Genomic DNA, 18,814 nt, shown 5'->3' with positions numbered 1-18,814 from the left:
GTGCTGATCGTAGAAGACTCAAGGCTGGCAAGGTTGGAGCTGAAACAGCAGCTTGCAGCCATAGAAGGTATTACCGTGGTGGCCGAAGCCGCTTCGGTGCAGGAGGGTATCAGCGCCTGTGAAGCACATGCCCCGGATCTGCTGTTTTTGGATATCGACCTGCCCGACGGCTCCGGCTTTGAGCTACTGGCGAGCCTTGATGAGGCGCCGCGGGTGATTTTTACTACGGCTTTCGAGGAGTTTGCCCTTCAAGCCTTTGAAAAACAGGCGCTGGACTATCTGTTAAAACCCATCAATAGCCAGCGTCTGCAGCAAGCCTGTGAGCGGGCCATGCTCGCCATAGAGTCGGCCAATCGCAGTGAAAAGATGACCTTGGATAGCCAGTTTTTCGTCAAGGATGGGCGCAATTGTTATCTGGTCAGGCTTGGCGATGTGGAGCGCTTCGAGGCCCAGGGAAACTACACCCAGGTCTATTTCGACGACAACAAGCCACTCATCTATCGCACTCTCAATAAAATTGAGCCGCGCCTGCCCAGCCAACACTTCTTTCGGGTCAGCCGTCAGCACATAGTACAGCTGGCGCATATCCGTCATATAGAAGCCTGTAGCAGTGGTGGTCTGGAGTTGACCCTGTCCAGCGGTGCCCGCATAGAAGTGTCCCGTCGCCAAACGAGCTTACTGCGGGATCTGATGAGCCTTTGAGTTTATCGCTTCGCGATACTCGTCCATGCTTAGGCTGCACGCTCTATCGCAACACCCGTTGCGGCAGGATTGGCTGCTAGCAGCAGCCGAAAGTCGTGGGTCTCCGACCCACACCCGGGGAAAGGGGGTAAGCGTGCCTATCAGGCAAGCGACAGTTGGTTGGTGGCGAGAACGGTCACACCTTGGCTTTTGGAACAGGGAAACTCGCTATAGCTTGGTTGTTTCAATTGAAACTGATAGTACAGATGTGGATGTTTATACTCCCATAGCGACCAAATTGAGGTTGCCAATTCCGATCGCAATTCAATTTTGATTTGATATCGGAATATTGCAGCGGATGACGCAGGAAAGGAACATCTCTTAAGAGCAATAGCAGCTTGGAAGATGACCTGTACTAACTCAGGCCATATCTGAGATCTATTCACTTATTGGGTGTCAAAAGAGTCAGAACATCCAAAACACCTTTGCTGAGGAATACCCCCCCCATCGAAGCCGCTTTGGCTGTTGGGCTGATAGAAACGGGTAAGCCGAGGCATGGATGCCGAGGAAGAGACCGTCGAGCAGGATGCGAGTCGGTCGCGGTGGCCGTTTCCAGCCCATAAGGCCAAAGCGCTCGGCTTCGTCTGGGGTCGCAGGGGGATTGGACAAGGGGGCCTGTCGAAAACGGCCCCCTTTCCTCGGGTGTGGGGTGAAACCCCACGACTCACTTCCTGTCGCTAAGTCAAGCGACACCCAAGTTACTGGCGGAACACCAGCTCAAACCGGGCGCCGCCGAGGGCCTCGCTACGGCCCAGGTTAAGTCGTCCCTGGTAGCTGTCGACCAGGTCGCGCACTATCGCCAGGCCTATGCCGTGGCCTTTTTCGTAGGTGTCGGCCCGCATGCCGCGCTCGAAGATGCGCTCTTTCAGTTCATCTGGGATCCCGGGACCATCATCTTCTACCACCAGATGCAGGGTGTTGCCTTCCATCACCCCGGCGATACGCACCTGGCTTTTGGCGGCCTTGCAGGCATTGTCCAGCAGGTTGCCGAGCAGTTCGGTCAGATCGCCGCTATCCCCCTTGAACATCAGATCCGGTGCCAGCGATTGGGTTAACTGGAGCTGGGTATCCGCATGGAGTTTGCCAAGGGTGCGCAGCAGCTTGTCGGTCACCTCGGCAATGGCCACCCCCTGATGCCAGGAGGCGGCGCCGGCACTTTGGGCCCGCTTCAGTTGGTGACTGATGGAATAGCTGATGGCGTCGATTTGCTCAAGTGCCGCCGTCGGCAACTGCGGCTGACTCTTGAGCACGGCCAAGGGGGTTTTCAGGCTGTGGGCCAGATCCGCCAGGGCATTGCGGTAACGGGTGCGCTGGTTTTGTTCTGTGGTCAGCAGTGAATTGAGCTGGCGCACCAGGGGCTGCAGCTCCTGGGGAAAGGCATCGCCAATCAATTGCTGACGGCCGTTTTCCACCGCTTCCAGCTCCCGCTGAAAATGTTGCAAGGGTTTCAGGGTCCACAGCAGCCACAGGCCCTGAACCGCCGCCAGCAAGATGGCGGTCAGTGCCAAATAGCGCCACAGGCTGTGCCTGAAGTCGCGCATCAGCTTGTCATGGGCGGCGCGGGATTTGATGATGTGCACCGTCAGGGGGAAGTCCTGCAGCTGGCCTTGGGCGTTGCGGGTCTCGAAGCTGGCGCTGAAGCTGAGAATAAACTGCCGCTCATCGTCGAGGCTCAGTTCGCCAAAGCGGCGCTCGCCCCGGGCCGGACGGGGCAGGGTTGCGGGCAGCGCCTGACTCACCAGGGAGCCCGAGCGCCACAGTACGGCACCGTCGGCGCCGCTGATGATGGCGTACAGCCCGGATTTGTCGATATTGAACTGGGGTTGGGCCAGGGAGTCCGGCATCTGCAACCCGTCGCTGTCCACTTCCGCCAGGGTCAGCACCGAATACAGCAGGGCATTGAGTTCGTCGCGGGTGCCGCTGCTGGCCTGGCGCTCGAAGGCATTGTGCAGTGCCATGCCAATGGCCGGCAGCAACAGCAACAGCAGCAACAGGGCGCTGAGCCGCAGCCGGGTTTTCAGTGACATGGGGCGGGGATTATCAGCCACCTTGGGCGTCATCCAGTTTGTTGAGCCGGTAACCCTGGCCGCGGAGGGTTTCTATCAGGCCCAGGCTGTTGTCCGGATCGAGTTTTTTGCGCAGGCGGCGGATAAAGACCTCGATGACGTTGGAGTCCAGATCGAAATCCTGGTCGTAGATATGCTCGGTCAGCACTGTCTTGGATTTGACCTCGCCCCGGTGCAGCATCAGGAATTGCAGCAGCTTGTATTCCGATCCCGACAGGTTGACGGATTGACCGTGCAGCAGCACCTCGCCGCTGGCACTGTTGAGGCTGAGGGGGCCATTGTTGATCACCGGGCTGGCCTTGCCGGCGGAGCGGCGGATCAGCGCCTTGAGCCTGGCGCTCAGTTCTTCCGGGTGGAAGGGTTTGGTCAGATAGTCATCGGCACCGGCATCCAGGCCTTCTACCTTGTCCTGCCAGCTGTCCCTGGCGGTGAGGATAATCACGGGAAAGTCCCTTTGGGCCCCACGCAGCGCCCGAATAAGGCTGATGCCATCAAGCTTGGGCAGGCCCACGTCTATAATGGCCGCATCGTAATCGTATTCCTGGCCCTGGAACAGGCCGATTTCGCCATCGGTGGCCAGATCCACGCTGTACAGCAGCTGTTGCAGATGGTCCCTGAGATTCTGTGCCAGGGCGGCATCGTCTTCCACCAACAAGAGTCGCATATCAATCTCTCCCTACCGAGCCCGTGACCGCATCCACGGCCACGTAAAACACCTTGCCGTCGTTGGTCACCATTTTGATGCGATAACCGGGATTGCCGTTGACCGTGCTGCGGCCGACCTTGAGCACCTTGCCGGGATAGCGTCCACTGGCCATGGACGCCGCCTGTTCCGGACTGCGGACCCTGAGTTGGACCTGTTTGCCGTCCGGTGCCATCAAGTGGCTTGGCTTCAGGGATGGCTGCATGTATGCCTCACCTGTGGCGGTGACCAGCAGCAGGCAGGTGCCCAGCAGGGTGGCGGCAAATTTCATTCTCTTGTCCTCGGCACAGTGAAAGCAGGGAGTGATTCTGCTCTCAGTGTAAAAGATCCCCTGTCCATAAGAAACAGGCTGTTGCGGCATTCCCTTGGTTGCAGTTATAGCCGCCTTAAGCTGAACATTGGCTGAAAGCGGACTTTTGCACGCGTTCAGCCAATGTTCACCTGGCGCTGGTTTTAATGGCCCCATCAACCCGTTGAAGATGAGGTCAGGATGATGAACACATTCACTCGCAGCCAAACTTGGCGACAATTGTTACTGTTACCTTCCCTGCTGTTGTCCCTGGTGGGCCAAGCCGCCGAACCTTCACAGGCATCATTGGGCCGCGCTGCCGATCACAGCCTGCCGGCCGAACGCCTGGTGGATGACGCTACCCTGGACAAGCTGAGCCCTGTGCTCAAGCAGCTGAATCAGGTGCAGGCACTGCCGGCCACCCCCATGACCCGGGAGCAGGTGCAAAGTGAGAAGCACAAGGGCGCCAAGCTGCAACGCAGTGCCCAACTGAATTCGGGTGTCTATCACGAGTTCAGCTTCTATGACGCCTTTGCCCGCCTGTTGGAAGACAGGGACTACGACGGCTTTTACAGCAGCTTCTCGGTTACCTTTGATGCCGATGTCTATTCCAGCTATGCCGGTGAAAGTGTGCCCGTGTACGCCGAGCTGTATTTAAGCTATGAGGGGGGCGACTGGATCCGCTACTTCACCACAGAAAATTTCATCATCCAGGGACAAACGGATTTGGATGACTACGAAGTGGTGACCACCCTGGCACAGGGCTATCGGCTGGGTCATTACGATGTGCTGATCGATCTCTATGAGGTGGGTTACGGCGATGTGGTGGCCACCATCAGCTCAGACGACACCGATGGCCTGTATGCCTTGCCACTGGAGGCCGCAGCCACGGATCTGGAGTATGTCGCCGTCAGTGACGGTCACGGTGGCGGCGCTCTGGGTTGGCTCGCCCTGACGCCTCTGGCTTGGTTGGCCTGGCGCCGCAGACGCGCCTGAGGCGAATTATCAGGGGACGGATGACCGTCCCCTTTGTTTTTTGGCTTTACAGCACCGGCTTTACCTTATCCCCCGCTCACTTGACTTTATCCCTGCCGCTCCCTAGTCTGCTTGATCAGTAATCAAGGTGGTATGCAATGGACATAAAATTTAATTTAAAACCTGCGTCAGAGCGCCGCACTGAGCCTTTTGTCCCTCAGGGTGAAGTAGGCTTTGGCCGACTCAGAACCGATCACATGTTTATGATGGATTATCAGGACGGTGAGTGGCGCAATCCACGGATTGTGCCCTACGGCCCGTTCGAAATGGCTCCCGGCGCCATGGCGCTGCACTACGGCCAGTCCATCTTCGAAGGTGCCAAGGCCTTTATGCACGAGGATGGGGAAATCTACACCTTCCGCCTCAACAAGAATGCCGAGCGCATGAATCGTTCCGCCGACATAGTCTGCATTCCCAATCTGCCCGAGGCGATGCAGCTGGAAGCCATCAATGCGCTGATCGATGTGGACAGGCTGTGGTTCCCGCGCCAGGAAGGGGCCTGCCTCTATATTCGTCCCTTTATCTTCGCCACCGAAGACCGGCTGTCGGTCAGCCCCAGCAGCAAGTACTGCTTCTGCGTGGTGCTGAGTCCCAGCGGTGCCTATTATGGCAAGAACCTCAACGCCATCCGCCTGCTGATCAGCACCAAGTACCACAGGGCCGTGTCCGGCGGTACCGGTGCGTCGAAGGCCGCCGGTAACTATGCGGCCTCGCTGCGGGCCGGCAAGGCCGCTGCCGAATACGGCGCCGCCCAGGTGCTGTATCTGGATGCCAGCAACAAATACATAGAGGAAGTGGGTGCCATGAACCATTTCCACATCCTCAAGGACGGCACCATAGTGATCCCCGAGTTCACCGACACTATCCTGCGTTCCATCACCTCGGAGTCGATTCTGGCCCTGAGCGAGGAGCTGGGTTGCAAGGTGCGTCAGGAACCCGTGTTGCTGGAGAAGTTTATTGCCGATATCGAGTCCGGTGAAATCATTGAGGCCGGCGGTTTTGGTACCGCCGCCGTGGTGTCGCCCGTCGGCTCCTACATTTTTGAGGACGGCAGGGTGGTGACCGTTGGGGATGGCCAGGTAGGCCCCCATATCAGCCGCATCTACAAGGTCTTTACCGAGATCCAAAAGGGCCTGCGCCCCGGTCCCGATGGCTGGGTCAAAAAGGTCGAACGTCGGGTCGGCTGACGCCGCGCTCAAAAAGTGACGGCAATAAAAAAGGCTCCCGAGGGAGCCTTTTTTATTAGCGGATTCAGCTGGTTTCCGGCATCGACAGCAGCAGTTTGCTGCACTCTTCGGCGCTCATGGGCTTGCCAAGCAGGAAGCCCTGTACCTCGTCACACTCTTGTTGTGCCAGGAAGTGCAACTGCTCCTCGGTTTCCACCCCTTCGGCCACCACGGTCAAATCCAGGCTGTGTGCCAGGGCGATAATGGCGCTGGTGATGGCGGCATCTTCCGGGTCATTGCTGATATCGCGCACGAATTCCCGGTCGATCTTTAGAACATCAATCGGGAAACGCTTGAGGTAACTCAAGCTGGAGTAGCCGGTGCCGAAGTCATCCACCGCCAGGGTCAGTCCCAGGGCCTTGAGCTTGGACAGCACTGCCACCGACTCCTGGGGGTTTTTCATGATCATCGACTCGGTCAGCTCCAGTTGCAGGAAGTGGGCCGGCAGCCCAGCCACGGCCAGGGCGACCTCTATGGTGGACAGTATATCGGCCTTGAGCTGGCGGGCGGACAGGTTGACCGCCACGTGCATCGCCTGGCAGCCCTGCTGTTGCCATTTGGCCATCTGCTGGCAGGCCTCGTTGATCACCCAGTGACCCACCTGATTGATTATGCCTATTTCCTCTGCCAGGGGGATAAATTCAGCCGGGGAGATGTTGCCCAGCTCAGCCGAGTGCCAGCGCAGCAGCGCCTCGAAGCCTGTGAGTTCTCCCGTGTCCACCTTGAACTTGGGCTGATACACCAGGCGGAATTCCTGGCGGCTGATGGCCTGCTTTAACCCTGCCTCCAGTTCCACATGGCGCATGGCGTATTCATTGAGTTTGGCGGTATAGAACTGGAAGTTGTTTCTGCCCAATGACTTGGCGTGATACATAGCGGTATCGGCATACTTGAGCAGGGAGTCCGCATCCTGGGTGTCGAGCGGGTAAAGGCTGATGCCTATGGAGGTGGAAATGGTCAGCACCTTGTCTTCCAGAATAAAGGGGGTTTGGAAGGCGCGGATCAGTTTCTCGGCAATCAGGGTGGCCGCCTTGGGTTTGGTCATGCCCTCAAGGATGATGGTGAATTCATCACCGCCGAGGCGGGCAACCGTATCCCCATCGCGGATACAGGTTTGCAACCTGTGGGCCACGGATTTGAGCAGCAAATCGCCCACATGGTGCCCCAGGGAGTCATTGATGTGCTTGAAGCGGTCGAGGTCGAGGAACAGCAGCGCCACCATGGTCTCGTTGCGGTGGGCCTGACTGATGGCATGGTTAAGCCTGTCCTGGAACAGGGTGCGGTTGGGCAGCTTGGTGAGCGGATCGAAACTTGCGAGTAGGCGCAGATCTTCTTCGGCCCGTTTGCGGTCTGTGATGTCGGTAAACACGGCCACAAAGTGGCTGGCTTCGCCCTTGGCATCGATCACCTGATTGATTTCCAGCCAGATGAGCAGGGTTTGGCGTTGCTTGGTGCGGATCTTGAGTTCCCCGGACCAATGTTTTTGTCGCAGCAGCTTTTGCTCTATGGCTTCAAATTGCTGGCGATGCCGTCTGTCTTTGGCGATAAACAGGAAGTGCTTGCCCTGGGCCTGTTCGCCGCTGTAGCCGGTGATCAAACTGAAGGCCGGGTTCACCGAAGCGATGCGGTAATCGAGGCTGCCCACCACCACGGCCTCGTTCATACTGGCGAGTACCTGGGCCGACAGGCGCAACTCGTTCTCGGTCACCTTGCGGCTGGTGATGTCCTTATGGGTTCCCACCATACGCAGCGGCTTATTGTCCTTATCCCTTTCCACCACCTGACCGCGATCAAGCAGCCAGATCCATTCGCCGGGGCGGTTTTCAATTCGGTATTCGGCTTCGTAAAAGGGCTTTTTACCATCTATGTGGGCCTGCAGCGCCATCAACACCCGCCCCTTGTCTTCCGGGTGGATCTTGTCCAGCAAGACGGGGCCTTCGTGCTGCTGCGAGTCATGGGGATACATGCGGGTGCGGAATACCTTGCCGGCAGTCAAGTCCCAGTCCCACATACCGTCACCCGAGGCCCACAGGGCCAGCTTCAGCCGTTCTTCCGAGGTGCGGATGCTGGTTTCAAATTCCCGTCTTTGTTTGAGTTTTTGCCTGCGGGCGTGCACCAGCCAGCCCAAAAGGACAAACAAAGTTAGCGCATAGCTGGCAAAGGCCGGGGTGGTGCGATACAAAGGCGCTTTTACCGTCAGTGGAATACTGAGAATTTGATGTCCCAGGGCGTTGTGGTCAAGCCCGTGTCTCACCCGCAGAATATATTCTCCGGGATTGAGATTGGTATAGGTGATATTGGGACTGGCACGATCGCTGTGCCACTTGTTATCAAAGCCCTGCAGATAGAAACCAAAGCGATCCCGCCCGGGGTAACTGAAGTCCAGGGAGCTGACCTCGAAGTTGACCACCTTGTCGGAATAGTCCATGACTATGGCCGGCGGGTGACTGAGATCCAGCACCTGATGGGAGACTGTGCCCACGGCGTAACCCGTCAGCGCCAGCCTGGCGTCTGTGCGTTGCTCAGGGATCCCCAAGGGATCAAAGCGGGTAATGCCATTAATGCCACCAAACCAGAAGAAACCATACCTGTCCCTGTGCTTGGTGGCACCGTTGTATTCCTGCTCCTGCAGGCCCTCATACTCATTGAAGGTCAGCAGGCTGTTGTCTCTGGGGTCATAGCGGCTGACACCGGCGTTGCTGCTGAACCAGATGCGCTGGCGTGAGTCTTCCAGCAAACCGTAAATGGTTTCGCTGGGCAGGGGCACCGAATCGCCCAAATGGCGGAATTGCCACTGCCCCTCGCGCTGGGTGACTATGTCTATGCCGCCGTGGGTGCCGAGCCAGATTTCGCCATTGCTCAACTGCACTATGTCACGGATACGGTTATTGCCGAGGCTGTAGGGATTATTGGCCTGGTGGAGGAAGGACTGCACTACGCCACTGTCCATTTCCAGTCGATGCAGTCCCTCAAGGGTCCCTATCCACAGGTCATCGTCTATGTGCTGTACCACCAGCACCTGACGCAATGAAACTTTTTTGCCCTGGGCATTGTGCATCACTACTTTGGTGAGCGTATCGCCGTCCGTTTGTTTCAGGTACACGCCGTCATCGGCTGCCAGCCACAGACGTCCCTTGCTGTCTATGTCGAGGTTACGCAGCATATTGTTGCTGAAGAACTCTTGTCCCAGCAGGCTGAATGCCCCCTCGACCGACAGCCGCCCCAGACCATAGTTGGAGGCAAACCAGAGAGTGCCCTGGCTGTCTTCCTTGATATCCCGGACTATCAGGGAAATGGCGTTGTCATCCAGTCCCATGGCCTGGGTAAACAGGGAGGTGCGATATTGATAACTGACAGCGCCGGGTTTCAGTGTCTTTAAGCCGGCGCCCTCGGTACCTATCCACAGGGTGCCATCGGCAGTTTGGTGCAGGGCCCGCACCATGTTGATCTGCTTGGGTCTGGCGGAGCTGTTATCAAACAGGTGCTCGAAAAATTGTCGCTGGACATTGATTCTGTCCAGCCCTGAATAGCTGCCACCGAGCCAGAGGTTGCCGTTGGGATCGAGCAGAATACTCATCAGGTTATTGTCGCTGATGTCGCGGATGCTGCGGCTATCGTTTCTGTGGTATTGGGGTTGCCAGCCATATTTGGCTTTAAGTTCAATCAGGCCAGCTCCCGGGGCAATTGCCCATATCTCGCCCGGGTCGTCCATGTCGAAATCACGTATGTCCCCTTGAAAGAAGCTTTCCTGCCGGCTTTCAAACAGCAGTTCTGCCGCTGTCTTGTCGAGGTGATAACGCCACAGTTTTTTGCCGGCGGCAATCCAGGCGTTGCTGTTATCCAAGGCGCGGATCTGATTGATGCTGTCTTTACCGGGCAGCTTCAGGCGGGTGATGCTGTTGCTGCTGACCGCATAGCCACCATCGTTCCTGGTGCCCACCAACAGAAAGTCATCACCGGCACTGGCCAGGGCGGTGATCTGCGGGTTAAGGGCGTTGCCAAGGGGAATGGGACGGATTTGGCCATTTTTGAGGTTCATGGAAAACAGGCCGCTGCGGGTGCCTATCCACAGGGTTTCGGAAATGACCGCCAAACGTGTGATACCCATCTCGGTGAGGCCCTGGGCCTCGCCAAAGCGGCTGAATTTGCCGGTACTGAGATCGAGCTTATTCAGGCCCTGGGTGAAGGTGCCTATCCACAAATGGCCTTCCCTGTCCTGAATAATATCTGTGATATAGCCTTCGGAAATGCTGTCTGGGTCTTGGGGGTCGTGCAGGAAGACGTTGAACTTTTGGCCGTTGTAATAGTGCAGCCCGTCCTGGGTGCCAATCCACAGCATGCCGGCGCTGTCGGTGAACAGGCGGGTGACGGTATTTTGATTCAGGCCATCGCTGCTGCTGAAATGCTCAAACTTGAGGCTGTGCTGGTATTGGGGCACAGTCACATGGGCCAGGTCGGCCGAGCTTTTCCATGGGATCAAGACGATCAACAGGGCAGCAATCAATAAGCGCAAAATCCGCGTCCCCTTTTTCTAAGTGCCTTAAGCGGCTTTGTTATGACCAACATCATGATACCAATATAGTTATTTGTATAGGGCGTGTTGATGTTTTGTGGCCGTTTTTGCAGAGATATGGATGGTTTTTATACCGGCCCCTGTTCGGGGTCGATAGTCACACTGCATGAGCCGGTGTTGGTGCGAATAAAATCCAACTCTGAGACCTTAATATGTCCTGGCGCCTGGGTCAAAATTTGCCTGCGGTATCGGCAGTTGTGGGTACTGCTGCTCGGCGGTCAACATGGCCTGCCGCAGCTGACTAAGAGTGCCACAGCAGGAGTCCCAGCAGTACAGTAGCCAGCATCGCCAATGCCAGCAGGCAGCGTACAGTTCTGGCCCATTTGGGATGGCTGAAGACTCGCCGCAGAGCGCCGCCTGCCAGCAACCAGCCCAAATCCACCACTATGGCGCAGCCAAAACACACCAGGGCCGTCAGGCCATAACGCAGGTATTCCTGCTCTCCGGGCAGCAGGAATTGCGAGAACAGGGCCAGAAACGCCATATAGGCCTTGGGATTGAGCAGATTGAGAATGAAGCCGTCCAGCAAGCCTGGCTTGTCCTGGCGTTGTTCTGCCGTGGACAGCACTGGCGCCGTGGCAATGCGCCAGGCTATGCGGGCGATATAGAGGGCGGCGATGATTTGCAAAGCCAGCGCCAGTTGTGGCGCCGTCTTCAGCAGGGCCGCGACGCCGAACAGGGCCCCGGCTATGGCGGCCAGCAGACCTGCGAGTATGCCGCCGAGAAAGGGCAGACTGTTGCGCACACCAAAGGTGGCGCTGCTGGCGGCCAATGCCAGAGGGGCCGGTCCGGGGGAACCGAGCAGCAGCACTGTGGCGCCCACCAGCAACATCAGGGATTCAAACATGATTTTCTCCAAATTCAGCTAATAGCAGCCCGCGACTGCCCAAAGCAATCGGTTTTAAGGACTGTCGGTTTTAAGGGCTATCGGTTTTAAGGGCAATCCGTTCAAGCAAAAGAAAAGGCCGTTCAAGCAAAAGAAAAGGGACCTTGCGGTCCCTTGAATATCAGAAGCTGTCGCCGGGAACCCGGACCGCGCCTTCCATCAAGATCCGCGCCGAGCGGCTCATGATGGCCTTGGTCACAGTCCACTCGCCATCCTGCAGTTTGGCTTCGGCGCCGACACGCAGGGTGCCGGAGGGATGACCGAAACGCACCGCCTGGGGCTCGCCGCCACCGGCGGCCAGGTTGACCAGGGTGCCGGGGACGGCCGCGGCCGTGCCTATGGCCACGGCGCAGGTGCCCATCATGGCGTGGTGCAACTTGCCCATGGACAGGGCCCGCACCAGCAGGTCGACATCCTCGGCCGCAATCTGCTTACCACTTGAGGCCGTGTAGGACTTGGCCGGTGCCACAAAGGCAATCTTGGGGGTGTGCTGACGGGTGGCTGCTTCGGCGACGGTTTTGATCAAACCCATGCGCAGGGCGCCCGCCACGCGGATGGCTTCAAACATCGCCAGCGCTTGCGGGTTGCCGTTGATGGCCTCCTGCAATTCCGTGCCCTGGTAGCCTATGTCGGCGGCGTTGACGAACACGGTCGGGATACCGGCGGTGATCATGGTCGCCTGCAAGGTGCCGACACCCGGCACTTCCAGGCTGTCCACCAGATTACCTGTGGGGAACATGGAGGCCGGACCATCACCTTCGCCCTCGTCGGCGGGGTCGATAAACTCCAGCACGATTTCGGCGGCGGGGAAGGTCACGCCGTCCAGTTCAAAGTCGCCGGTTTCCTGCACCTCGCCATTGCTGATGGGCACGTGGGCGATAATGGTCTTGTTGATGTTGGCCTGCCAAATACGCACAGAGCAGATGCCGTTGGCGGGAATGCGGGCAGGATCCACCAGACCGGCGTGGATGGCGAAGGCTCCGGCGGCGGTGGACAGGTTGCCGCAGTTGCCGCTCCAGTCCACGAAGGCCGAGTCTATGGCCACCTGGCCGTAGAGGTAGTCCACATCGTGATTAGCGATGCTGCTCTTGTTCAGGATCACGCACTTGCTGGTGCTGGAGGTGGCGCCGCCCATGCCGTCGGTGTGTTTGGCATAGGGATCGGGGCTGCCTATGACCCGCATCAGCAGGGCATCGCGGGCCGCGCCCGGTACCCGGGCCGCTTCCGGCAGGTCTTCCAGGCGGAAGAATACGCCCTTGCTGGTGCCGCCACGCATATAGGTGGCGGGAATTTTTATCTGTGGTTTAAATGCCATAATGTTTTCCTTTAGCGCCGTGGCTAAACATTGTCACTTACTCTGCTTTTTCGTCGGGATAAGCTGCAGCCAGAACAAGATTTCCATCGCGACACCCAGGATAAAGAGGCTCCAGGCTCCCGTTGCACTACCGAACATGTAGCAAACAAGTGCAGTCAACATGAGTGCGGTTAACAAAAGAAAGCGATGCAAAAATTTCATCCATTCGTCTCCAAGGGGCGCTTGAATGCAACCACATTTATTCAAGACTGTTTCGACTGCAGCCTTAAGACCAAGTCGGGTCAAGCCCCTGTTTTTAAAAACTCTGGTCATTTCAGACGCAGATATATTGGACCCGGGTTTAGGCGGCCGCGCGCAGTGTAGGGCTCCTACATGAGCACGGGCAACAAAGACCCGGGTGCAACAGGTCGCGTTATGAATTGGCTAAAAAGTCCTGGGCAAAACGCTGCAACACCCCGCCTGCGTCATAGATGGACACTTCCTCGGCGGTATCAAGGCGGCAGCGCACCGGCACTTCCAGCGTTTCACCGTTACGGCGATGGATCACCAGAGTCAGCTCGGCGCCGGGGGTGCGTTCACCCTTGACGTCAAAGCTTTCGGTGCCGTCTATGCCATAGCTGTTTCTGTCGTTACCCGGCAGGAATTCCAGCGGCAGCACGCCCATGCCCACCAGGTTGGTGCGATGGATACGCTCGAAGCCCTCGGCGACAATGGCCTCAACCCCGGCCAGACGCACGCCCTTGGCGGCCCAGTCACGGCTGGAACCCTGACCATAGTCCTTACCGGCGATGATGATCAGCGGCTGCTTGCGCTCCATGTAGGTCTCAATGGCTTCCCACATGCGGGTGACCTTGCCCTCGGGTTCGATACGGGCCAAGGAACCCTGCTTCACCTTGCCGCTTTCGTCCTTCACCATTTCGTTGAACAGTTTGGGGTTGGCAAAGGTGGCGCGCTGGGCGGTCAGGTGATCGCCCCTGTGGGTGGCGTAGGAGTTAAAGTCTTCCTCCGGCAGGCCCATCTTGGCCAGGTACTCACCGGCGGCTGAGCTGGCGAGAATGGCATTGGAAGGCGACAGGTGATCTGTGGTGATGTTGTCACCCAGTACCGCCAGCGGCAGCATGCCGCTCAGGCTGCGCTCGCCTGCCAGGGCGCCTTCCCAGTAGGGCGGACGACGGATATAGGTGCTCTGTGGGCGCCAGTCATACAGAGGGCTCAGGCTGTTGCCGTATTCCACCGTCAGGTTGAACATGGGCTCGTACACCTTGCGGAACTGCTCGGGCTTGACGCTGGATTTGACTATGTCGTCAATCTCGGCATCGGTGGGCCAGATGTCCTTGAGGGTCACGGGCTTGCCGTCGGCATCCAGGCCCAGCACGTCTTTCTCAATGTCGAAGCGTACTGTACCGGCTATGGCGTAGGCCACCACCAGCGGGGGCGAGGCCAGGAAGGCCTGCTTGGCATAGGGATGGATGCGGCCATCGAAGTTGCGGTTACCTGACAGTACGGCGGTAGCGTACAGGTCGCGGTCGATCACTTCCTGCTGGATCTTGGGATCCAGGGCGCCACTCATGCCGTTACAGGTGGTACAGGCGAAGGCCACAATGCCAAAGCCCAACTGCTCCAGGTAAGGCAACAGACCGGCTTCCTTGAGGTAGAGTTCTACCGTCTTGGAGCCTGGGGCCAGCGAGGTCTTGACCCAGGGCTGACGCACCAGACCTTTCTGCACCGCGTTGCGGGCCAGCAGACCGGCGGCAATCACGTTGCGGGGGTTACTGGTGTTGGTGCAGCTGGTGATGGCGGCGATGATCACTGCGCCGTCGGGCATTTCACCGGGCACCTGTTGCCACTTGGCGGCGATACCCTTGGCGGCGAGATCGCTGGTGGCCAGGCGGGCGTGTGGGTTCGATGGCCCGGCCATGTTGCGCACCACTGTGGACAGGTCAAATTCCAGTACCCGGCCGTATTCCGCGCCTGTCATGGCGTCGGCCCACAGACCTGTGGTCTTGGCATAGGTTTCAACCAGTTGCACCTGCTGCTCATCGCGGCCGGTCAGACGCAGATAGTCTATGGTCTGGCTGTCGATATAGAACATGGCGGCGGTGGCGCCGTATTCCGGGGTCATGTTGGAGATGGTGGCACGATCGCCCAGGGTCAGGCTGGCGGCACCTTCACCGAAGAACTCCAGGTAGGCACCCACAACCCTTTCCTTGCGCAGGAACTCGGTCAGGGCCAGCACTATGTCGGTGGCTGTGATGCCAGGATTGGCCTTGCCGGTCAGCTTGACGCCGACTATGTCCGGCAGGCGCATCCAGGAGGCGCGGCCGAGCATGACGCTTTCGGCTTCCAGACCACCCACACCTATGGCGATTACGCCCAGGGCATCCACGTGTGGCGTGTGGCTGTCGGTACCGACGCAGGTGTCGGGGAAGGCCACACCCTTGCCATTGGCATCCAGACTGGTCTGGATCACGGGCGACATCTTCTCCAGGTTAATCTGGTGCATGATGCCGTTGCCTGGGGGGATCACATCCACGTTTTTGAAGGCTTTCTTGGTCCAGTTGATGAAGTGGAAGCGATCGTCGTTGCGTCTGTCTTCGATGGCGCGGTTCTTCTCGAAGGCATCCTTCTCGAAGCCGCCGTGTTCCACCGCCAAAGAGTGATCGACGATCAGCTGGGTTGGCACCACAGGGTTTACCTTGGCAGGATCGCCACCCTTGGCGGCAATGGCGTCACGCAGACCGGCGAGATCCACCAGGGCGGTCTGGCCGAGGATGTCGTGGCAAACCACGCGGGCAGGGAACCAGGGGAAGTCGAGATCCTGTTTGCGCTCGATCAATTGACCCAGGAAGGCATTCAGCTGGGCCGGCTCAGCGCGGCGCAGCAGGTTTTCGGCCAGTACCTTGGAGGTGTAGGGCAGCTTGGCATAGGCGCCGGGGCTCAGGGCATCGACGGCTTCCCGGACATCAAAATAGTCCAGTGCCGTGCCCGGCAGGTTTTTGCGGTGTGCAGTGTTCATAGGCTTGTCCACAAAATACAGGGAAAAAAGGCAGGCGCCTTAGCGTCCTGCCTGTGTCATTTTTTGCCGCTATCAGCGCTGGGCTATCGGCGTGACCTGGCGCAGACCCACGCCCACATAATCGGCGCTTGGACGGATGATGCGGTTGTTGCTGCGCTGCTCCATCACGTGTGCGGTCCAGCCGCTGGTCCGTGAGCAGACGAAGATCGGCGTGAACAGCTTGGTGGGTATGCCCATGAAGTGATAGGCGCTGGCGTGGAAGAAGTCGGCGTTACAGAACAGCTTCTTCTGTTCCCACATCAGCGACTCACAGGCCACGGAAACGCGGTACAGGCGGTCATCGCCGTATTCCTTGGACAGCTTCTCGGACCATTGCTTGATGATGGCGTTGCGTGGGTCGGACTCGCGGTAGATGGCGTGACCGAAGCCCATGATCTTTTCCTTGCGCTCCAGCATGCCCATCAGCACTTCGCGGGCGTGCTCTTCGTCGCGCATGTCCTGAATGAGTTCCATGGCAGCCTCGTTGGCGCCACCGTGCAGTGGACCACGCAGTGAGCCAATGGCACCGGTCACGCAGGAGTGCATGTCGGACAGGGTGGAGGCGCAAACGCGGGCGGTAAAGGTGGAAGCGTTGAACTCATGCTCGGCATAGAGGATCAGCGACACGTCCATTACCCGGGCGTGCAGCTCGGAAGGGGCCTTGCCGTGCAGCAGGTGCAGGAAGTGGGCTCCGATCTGCTCGTCATCTGTCTCAACTTCGATGCGCACGCCGTCGTGGCTGAAGCGATACCAGTAACAGATGATGGAGGGGAAGGCCGCCAGCATGCGGTTGGCCACGTCGAACTGCTCGTCGAAACCTTCTTCCGGCTCCAGGTTACCCAGCATGGAGCAACCGGTACGCAGCACGTCCATGGGGTGGGCGCTGGCTGGGATACGCTCCAGCACTTCTTTCAGTGCCTGAGGCAGGCCGCGCAGGCCCTTGAGCTTGGCGCGGTAGGCGCTCAGTTCGGCCTCGGTGGGCAGTTCGCCGTAAAGGATCAGGAAGGCCACTTCCTCGAAGCTGGCGTTCTCGGCCAGGTCTTTCACATCGTAGCCACGGTAGGTCAGGCCGGAACCGGACTTGCCCACTGTGCTCAGGGCGGTTTCACCTGCGCTTTGACCACGGAGGCCGGCGCCGCTCAGTTTCTTCTCAGTTGTTTCTGCCATCTTGCATTCCCTCGTTCTTTGATTCGTTTGATTCGAGTCCGGCCAAGTTACAGAGTAGAGAGTACAGAGGCCGGTGTCGGTCGCGCCCGTGGCGCAACCGGTAATTTCACTGTTGTTATTTCTGCTCGTTGAACAGGCGATCGAGTTTGTCCTCGAAGGCGTGATAGTTCAGGAAGTCATACAGCTCCTTGCGGGTCTGCATGGTGTCGAGCACATTGCGCTGGTGGCCATCGTTCATCAGTGCCTGCATGACCTTGAGCGCGGCCTGGTTGGCGGCGCGGAAGGTACCCAGCGGATAAAGCACCATGTCGGCGCCGGCCTCGGCCAGTTGTTCCTTGTTGAACAGCTCGGTCTGACCGAATTCGGTCATGTTGGCGAGTATTGGGGCATTCACCGCGGCGCGGAAACGGCGGTACTGATCCAGCTCGGTCAGGGCCTCGGCGAAGATCATGTCGGCACCGGCCGCCAGGTAAGCCTGGGCGCGTTCGATACCGGCTTCCAGACCTTCCACCGCCACGGCGTCGGTACGGGCCATGATCACGAAGTTCTCGTCGGTGCGGGCATCGACGGCGGCCTTGATGCGGTCAACCATTTCTTCGGTGCTGACCACGGCCTTGTTGGGTCTGTGACCACAGCGCTTCTGGGACACCTGGTCTTCCATGTGCACGGCGGCCACACCCACCTTTTCAAATTCCTTGATGGTGCGGGCGATGTTGAAGGCGCCGCCCCAACCTGTGTCTATGTCCACCAGCAGTGGCAGTTCGGTGGCCGAGGTGATGCGACCGGCATCGATCAGCACGTCATTCATTGAGGTCATGCCCAGATCCGGCAGACCGTATGAGGCGTTGGCCACACCGGCACCGGACAGGTACAGGGCCTGGAAGCCGGTACGTTCGGCCATCAGGGCGAAGTAGGCGTTGGTGGTGCCAACAATTTGCAGTGGCTTGGAGCGGGCCAGGGCCTCGCGGAAACGTTTTCCTGCGCTGTGGGTCATGCTGTCTCTCCCTCTGGGTGTTTGTTGCTGCGACCTGGCCCCATCGCGTTGAACGATGCTTCGGCTTCGGCCTTGAGTTCCAACAGGCGCGCCTCGGTATTCTGGCGGCCCTTTTCGATATGACGGCGCATCAGCAGCGCCGCCAGCTCACCATCGCGGGCGGCGATGGCTTCGACTATGCGTTTGTGTTCGGCGATGGCTCGCACGGGGCGGGCACGGTTGCTGCACTGGTAACGGTACATGCGCAGCAGATGGTAGAGACCACCAATCAGGGTCTCCTGCAGGTGTTTGTTGCCGCTGGCCTGGATGATTTGGTAGTGGAAGTCGACGTCGCCCTGTTCCTGGAAATAGGTGTCGCCTTCCTTGAGGGCCGCTTCCTGGGATGCCAACAACGCTCTGAGCCGGGTCAGCTGCTCGTCGGTGATCCTCTGGGCCGCCAGCTCGCAGGCCATGGCCTCGAGGGTGCTGCGCAGGGCGTAGAGGTCATTGAGCTCTTCCACCGACAACTGGGCGACCCGGGCACCCACGTGTGGCAGGCGTACCACCAGGCGTTGCCGCTCCAGGGTTTGCAGGGCCTCGCGGGTCGGACCGCGACTGATGCCGTAGCGGGCGGCCAGTGCCTGTTCATTGATCTTGCTGCCGGGGGCCAGCTCACCCTTGATGATGGCGTTCTGGATGCTGACCAGCACCTGATCTGCCAGGGTGGTGGCGGGCTTTTCCTGCATTTCGGCAAGGTCTTTGACTGACATCTGTGCTGCCATTGT

At 58.7% G+C, this 18,814-nt stretch carries 13 protein-coding genes; 3 read left to right on the top strand and 10 right to left on the bottom strand.

Annotation, left to right across the window (positions count from 1 at the left end):
* Positions 1 to 702 (top strand): LytR/AlgR family response regulator transcription factor, encoded by a 702-nt coding sequence (locus tag JYB84_RS16875; protein ID WP_228290826.1) that lies wholly within the window; start codon positions 1 to 3, stop codon positions 700 to 702.
* A 737-nt stretch (positions 703 to 1,439) separates the two neighbouring features.
* On the opposite strand, the gene JYB84_RS16870 is transcribed toward JYB84_RS16875, so the two are convergent.
* From JYB84_RS16870 to JYB84_RS16860, 3 genes are read right to left on the bottom strand one after another with little or no spacing between them, the layout of a single operon-like run.
* The gene (locus JYB84_RS16870; protein ID WP_228290824.1) at positions 1,440 to 2,789 is read right to left on the bottom strand and encodes an ATP-binding protein; all 1,350 of its coding nucleotides are present in this window, start codon (positions 2,787 to 2,789) and stop codon (positions 1,440 to 1,442) included.
* On the bottom strand, positions 2,782 to 3,471 hold the full coding sequence (locus tag JYB84_RS16865) for a response regulator transcription factor (protein WP_207321166.1): 690 nt from the start codon (positions 3,469 to 3,471) through the stop codon (positions 2,782 to 2,784). The genes JYB84_RS16870 and JYB84_RS16865 overlap by 8 nt, the downstream gene beginning before the upstream one ends.
* A 1-nt stretch (position 3,472) precedes the next feature.
* Positions 3,473 to 3,781, bottom strand: coding sequence for a PepSY domain-containing protein (locus JYB84_RS16860; RefSeq protein WP_207321165.1), 309 nt, complete (start codon positions 3,779 to 3,781; stop codon positions 3,473 to 3,475).
* A 219-nt stretch (positions 3,782 to 4,000) separates the two neighbouring features.
* On the opposite strand from JYB84_RS16860, the gene JYB84_RS16855 reads away from it, so the two are divergent.
* Both JYB84_RS16855 and JYB84_RS16850 read left to right on the top strand, forming a co-directional pair.
* On the top strand, positions 4,001 to 4,795 hold the full coding sequence (locus JYB84_RS16855) for a choice-of-anchor H family protein (RefSeq protein ID WP_207321164.1): 795 nt from the start codon (positions 4,001 to 4,003) through the stop codon (positions 4,793 to 4,795).
* Between the two features lie 137 nt (positions 4,796 to 4,932).
* Complete coding sequence (locus tag JYB84_RS16850; protein ID WP_207321163.1) at positions 4,933 to 6,021, top strand: branched-chain amino acid aminotransferase; 1,089 nt, start codon at positions 4,933 to 4,935, stop codon at positions 6,019 to 6,021.
* 64 nt (positions 6,022 to 6,085) lie between these two features.
* Here JYB84_RS16850 and JYB84_RS16845 read toward each other — a convergent pair whose 3' ends face one another.
* The 7 genes from JYB84_RS16845 to JYB84_RS16815 all read right to left on the bottom strand — a co-directional run bounded on the left by JYB84_RS16845 (position 6,086) and on the right by JYB84_RS16815 (position 18,799).
* Positions 6,086 to 10,576 carry an EAL domain-containing protein gene (locus tag JYB84_RS16845; RefSeq protein WP_207323279.1) on the bottom strand — a complete coding sequence of 1,497 codons (4,491 nt, stop codon included), beginning with the start codon at positions 10,574 to 10,576 and terminating at the stop codon, positions 6,086 to 6,088.
* A 298-nt stretch (positions 10,577 to 10,874) separates the two neighbouring features.
* On the bottom strand, positions 10,875 to 11,480 hold the full coding sequence (locus JYB84_RS16840; protein WP_207321162.1) for a LysE family translocator: 606 nt from the start codon (positions 11,478 to 11,480) through the stop codon (positions 10,875 to 10,877).
* A 160-nt stretch (positions 11,481 to 11,640) separates the two neighbouring features.
* A complete protein-coding gene (prpF, locus tag JYB84_RS16835; RefSeq protein ID WP_207321161.1) occupies positions 11,641 to 12,834 on the bottom strand; it encodes a 2-methylaconitate cis-trans isomerase PrpF in 1,194 nt (397 codons plus the stop codon).
* A 412-nt stretch (positions 12,835 to 13,246) separates the two neighbouring features.
* A complete protein-coding gene (gene acnD / locus JYB84_RS16830; protein WP_207321160.1) occupies positions 13,247 to 15,850 on the bottom strand; it encodes a Fe/S-dependent 2-methylisocitrate dehydratase AcnD in 2,604 nt (867 codons plus the stop codon).
* Positions 15,851 to 15,922: 72 nt separating this feature from the next.
* Positions 15,923 to 17,056, bottom strand: a complete 1,134-nt coding sequence (gene prpC / locus JYB84_RS16825; RefSeq protein WP_207321159.1) for a bifunctional 2-methylcitrate synthase/citrate synthase — start codon at positions 17,054 to 17,056, stop codon at positions 15,923 to 15,925.
* 115 nt (positions 17,057 to 17,171) lie between these two features.
* A complete protein-coding gene (gene prpB / locus JYB84_RS16820; protein WP_207321158.1) occupies positions 17,172 to 18,050 on the bottom strand; it encodes a methylisocitrate lyase in 879 nt (292 codons plus the stop codon).
* A complete protein-coding gene (locus JYB84_RS16815; protein WP_228290821.1) occupies positions 18,047 to 18,799 on the bottom strand; it encodes a GntR family transcriptional regulator in 753 nt (250 codons plus the stop codon). The genes prpB and JYB84_RS16815 overlap by 4 nt, the downstream gene beginning before the upstream one ends.
* Positions 18,800 to 18,814: the final 15 nt, after the last annotated feature.

Source organism: Shewanella cyperi, assembly GCF_017354985.1.
GTDB lineage: Bacteria > Pseudomonadota > Gammaproteobacteria > Enterobacterales > Shewanellaceae > Shewanella > Shewanella cyperi.
This window is presented reverse-complemented; position numbering and strand designations above follow the sequence as displayed.

Bases quoted from the DNA above. Each gene is read 5' to 3' on its own strand.
- prpF (WP_207321161.1), bottom strand. From the start codon at position 12,834: ATGGCATTTAAACCACAGATAAAAATTCCCGCCACCTATATGCGTGGC.
- JYB84_RS16850 (WP_207321163.1), top strand. From the start codon at position 4,933: ATGGACATAAAATTTAATTTAAAACCTGCGTCAGAGCGCCGCACTGAG.
- JYB84_RS16840 (WP_207321162.1), bottom strand. From the start codon at position 11,480: ATGTTTGAATCCCTGATGTTGCTGGTGGGCGCCACAGTGCTGCTGCTC.
- prpC (WP_207321159.1), bottom strand. From the start codon at position 17,056: ATGGCAGAAACAACTGAGAAGAAACTGAGCGGCGCCGGCCTCCGTGGT.
- prpB (WP_207321158.1), bottom strand. From the start codon at position 18,050: ATGACCCACAGCGCAGGAAAACGTTTCCGCGAGGCCCTGGCCCGCTCC.
- acnD (WP_207321160.1), bottom strand. From the start codon at position 15,850: ATGAACACTGCACACCGCAAAAACCTGCCGGGCACGGCACTGGACTAT.
- JYB84_RS16855 (WP_207321164.1), top strand. From the start codon at position 4,001: ATGATGAACACATTCACTCGCAGCCAAACTTGGCGACAATTGTTACTG.
- JYB84_RS16865 (WP_207321166.1), bottom strand. From the start codon at position 3,471: ATGCGACTCTTGTTGGTGGAAGACGATGCCGCCCTGGCACAGAATCTC.
- JYB84_RS16815 (WP_228290821.1), bottom strand. From the start codon at position 18,799: ATGTCAGTCAAAGACCTTGCCGAAATGCAGGAAAAGCCCGCCACCACC.
- JYB84_RS16860 (WP_207321165.1), bottom strand. From the start codon at position 3,781: ATGAAATTTGCCGCCACCCTGCTGGGCACCTGCCTGCTGCTGGTCACC.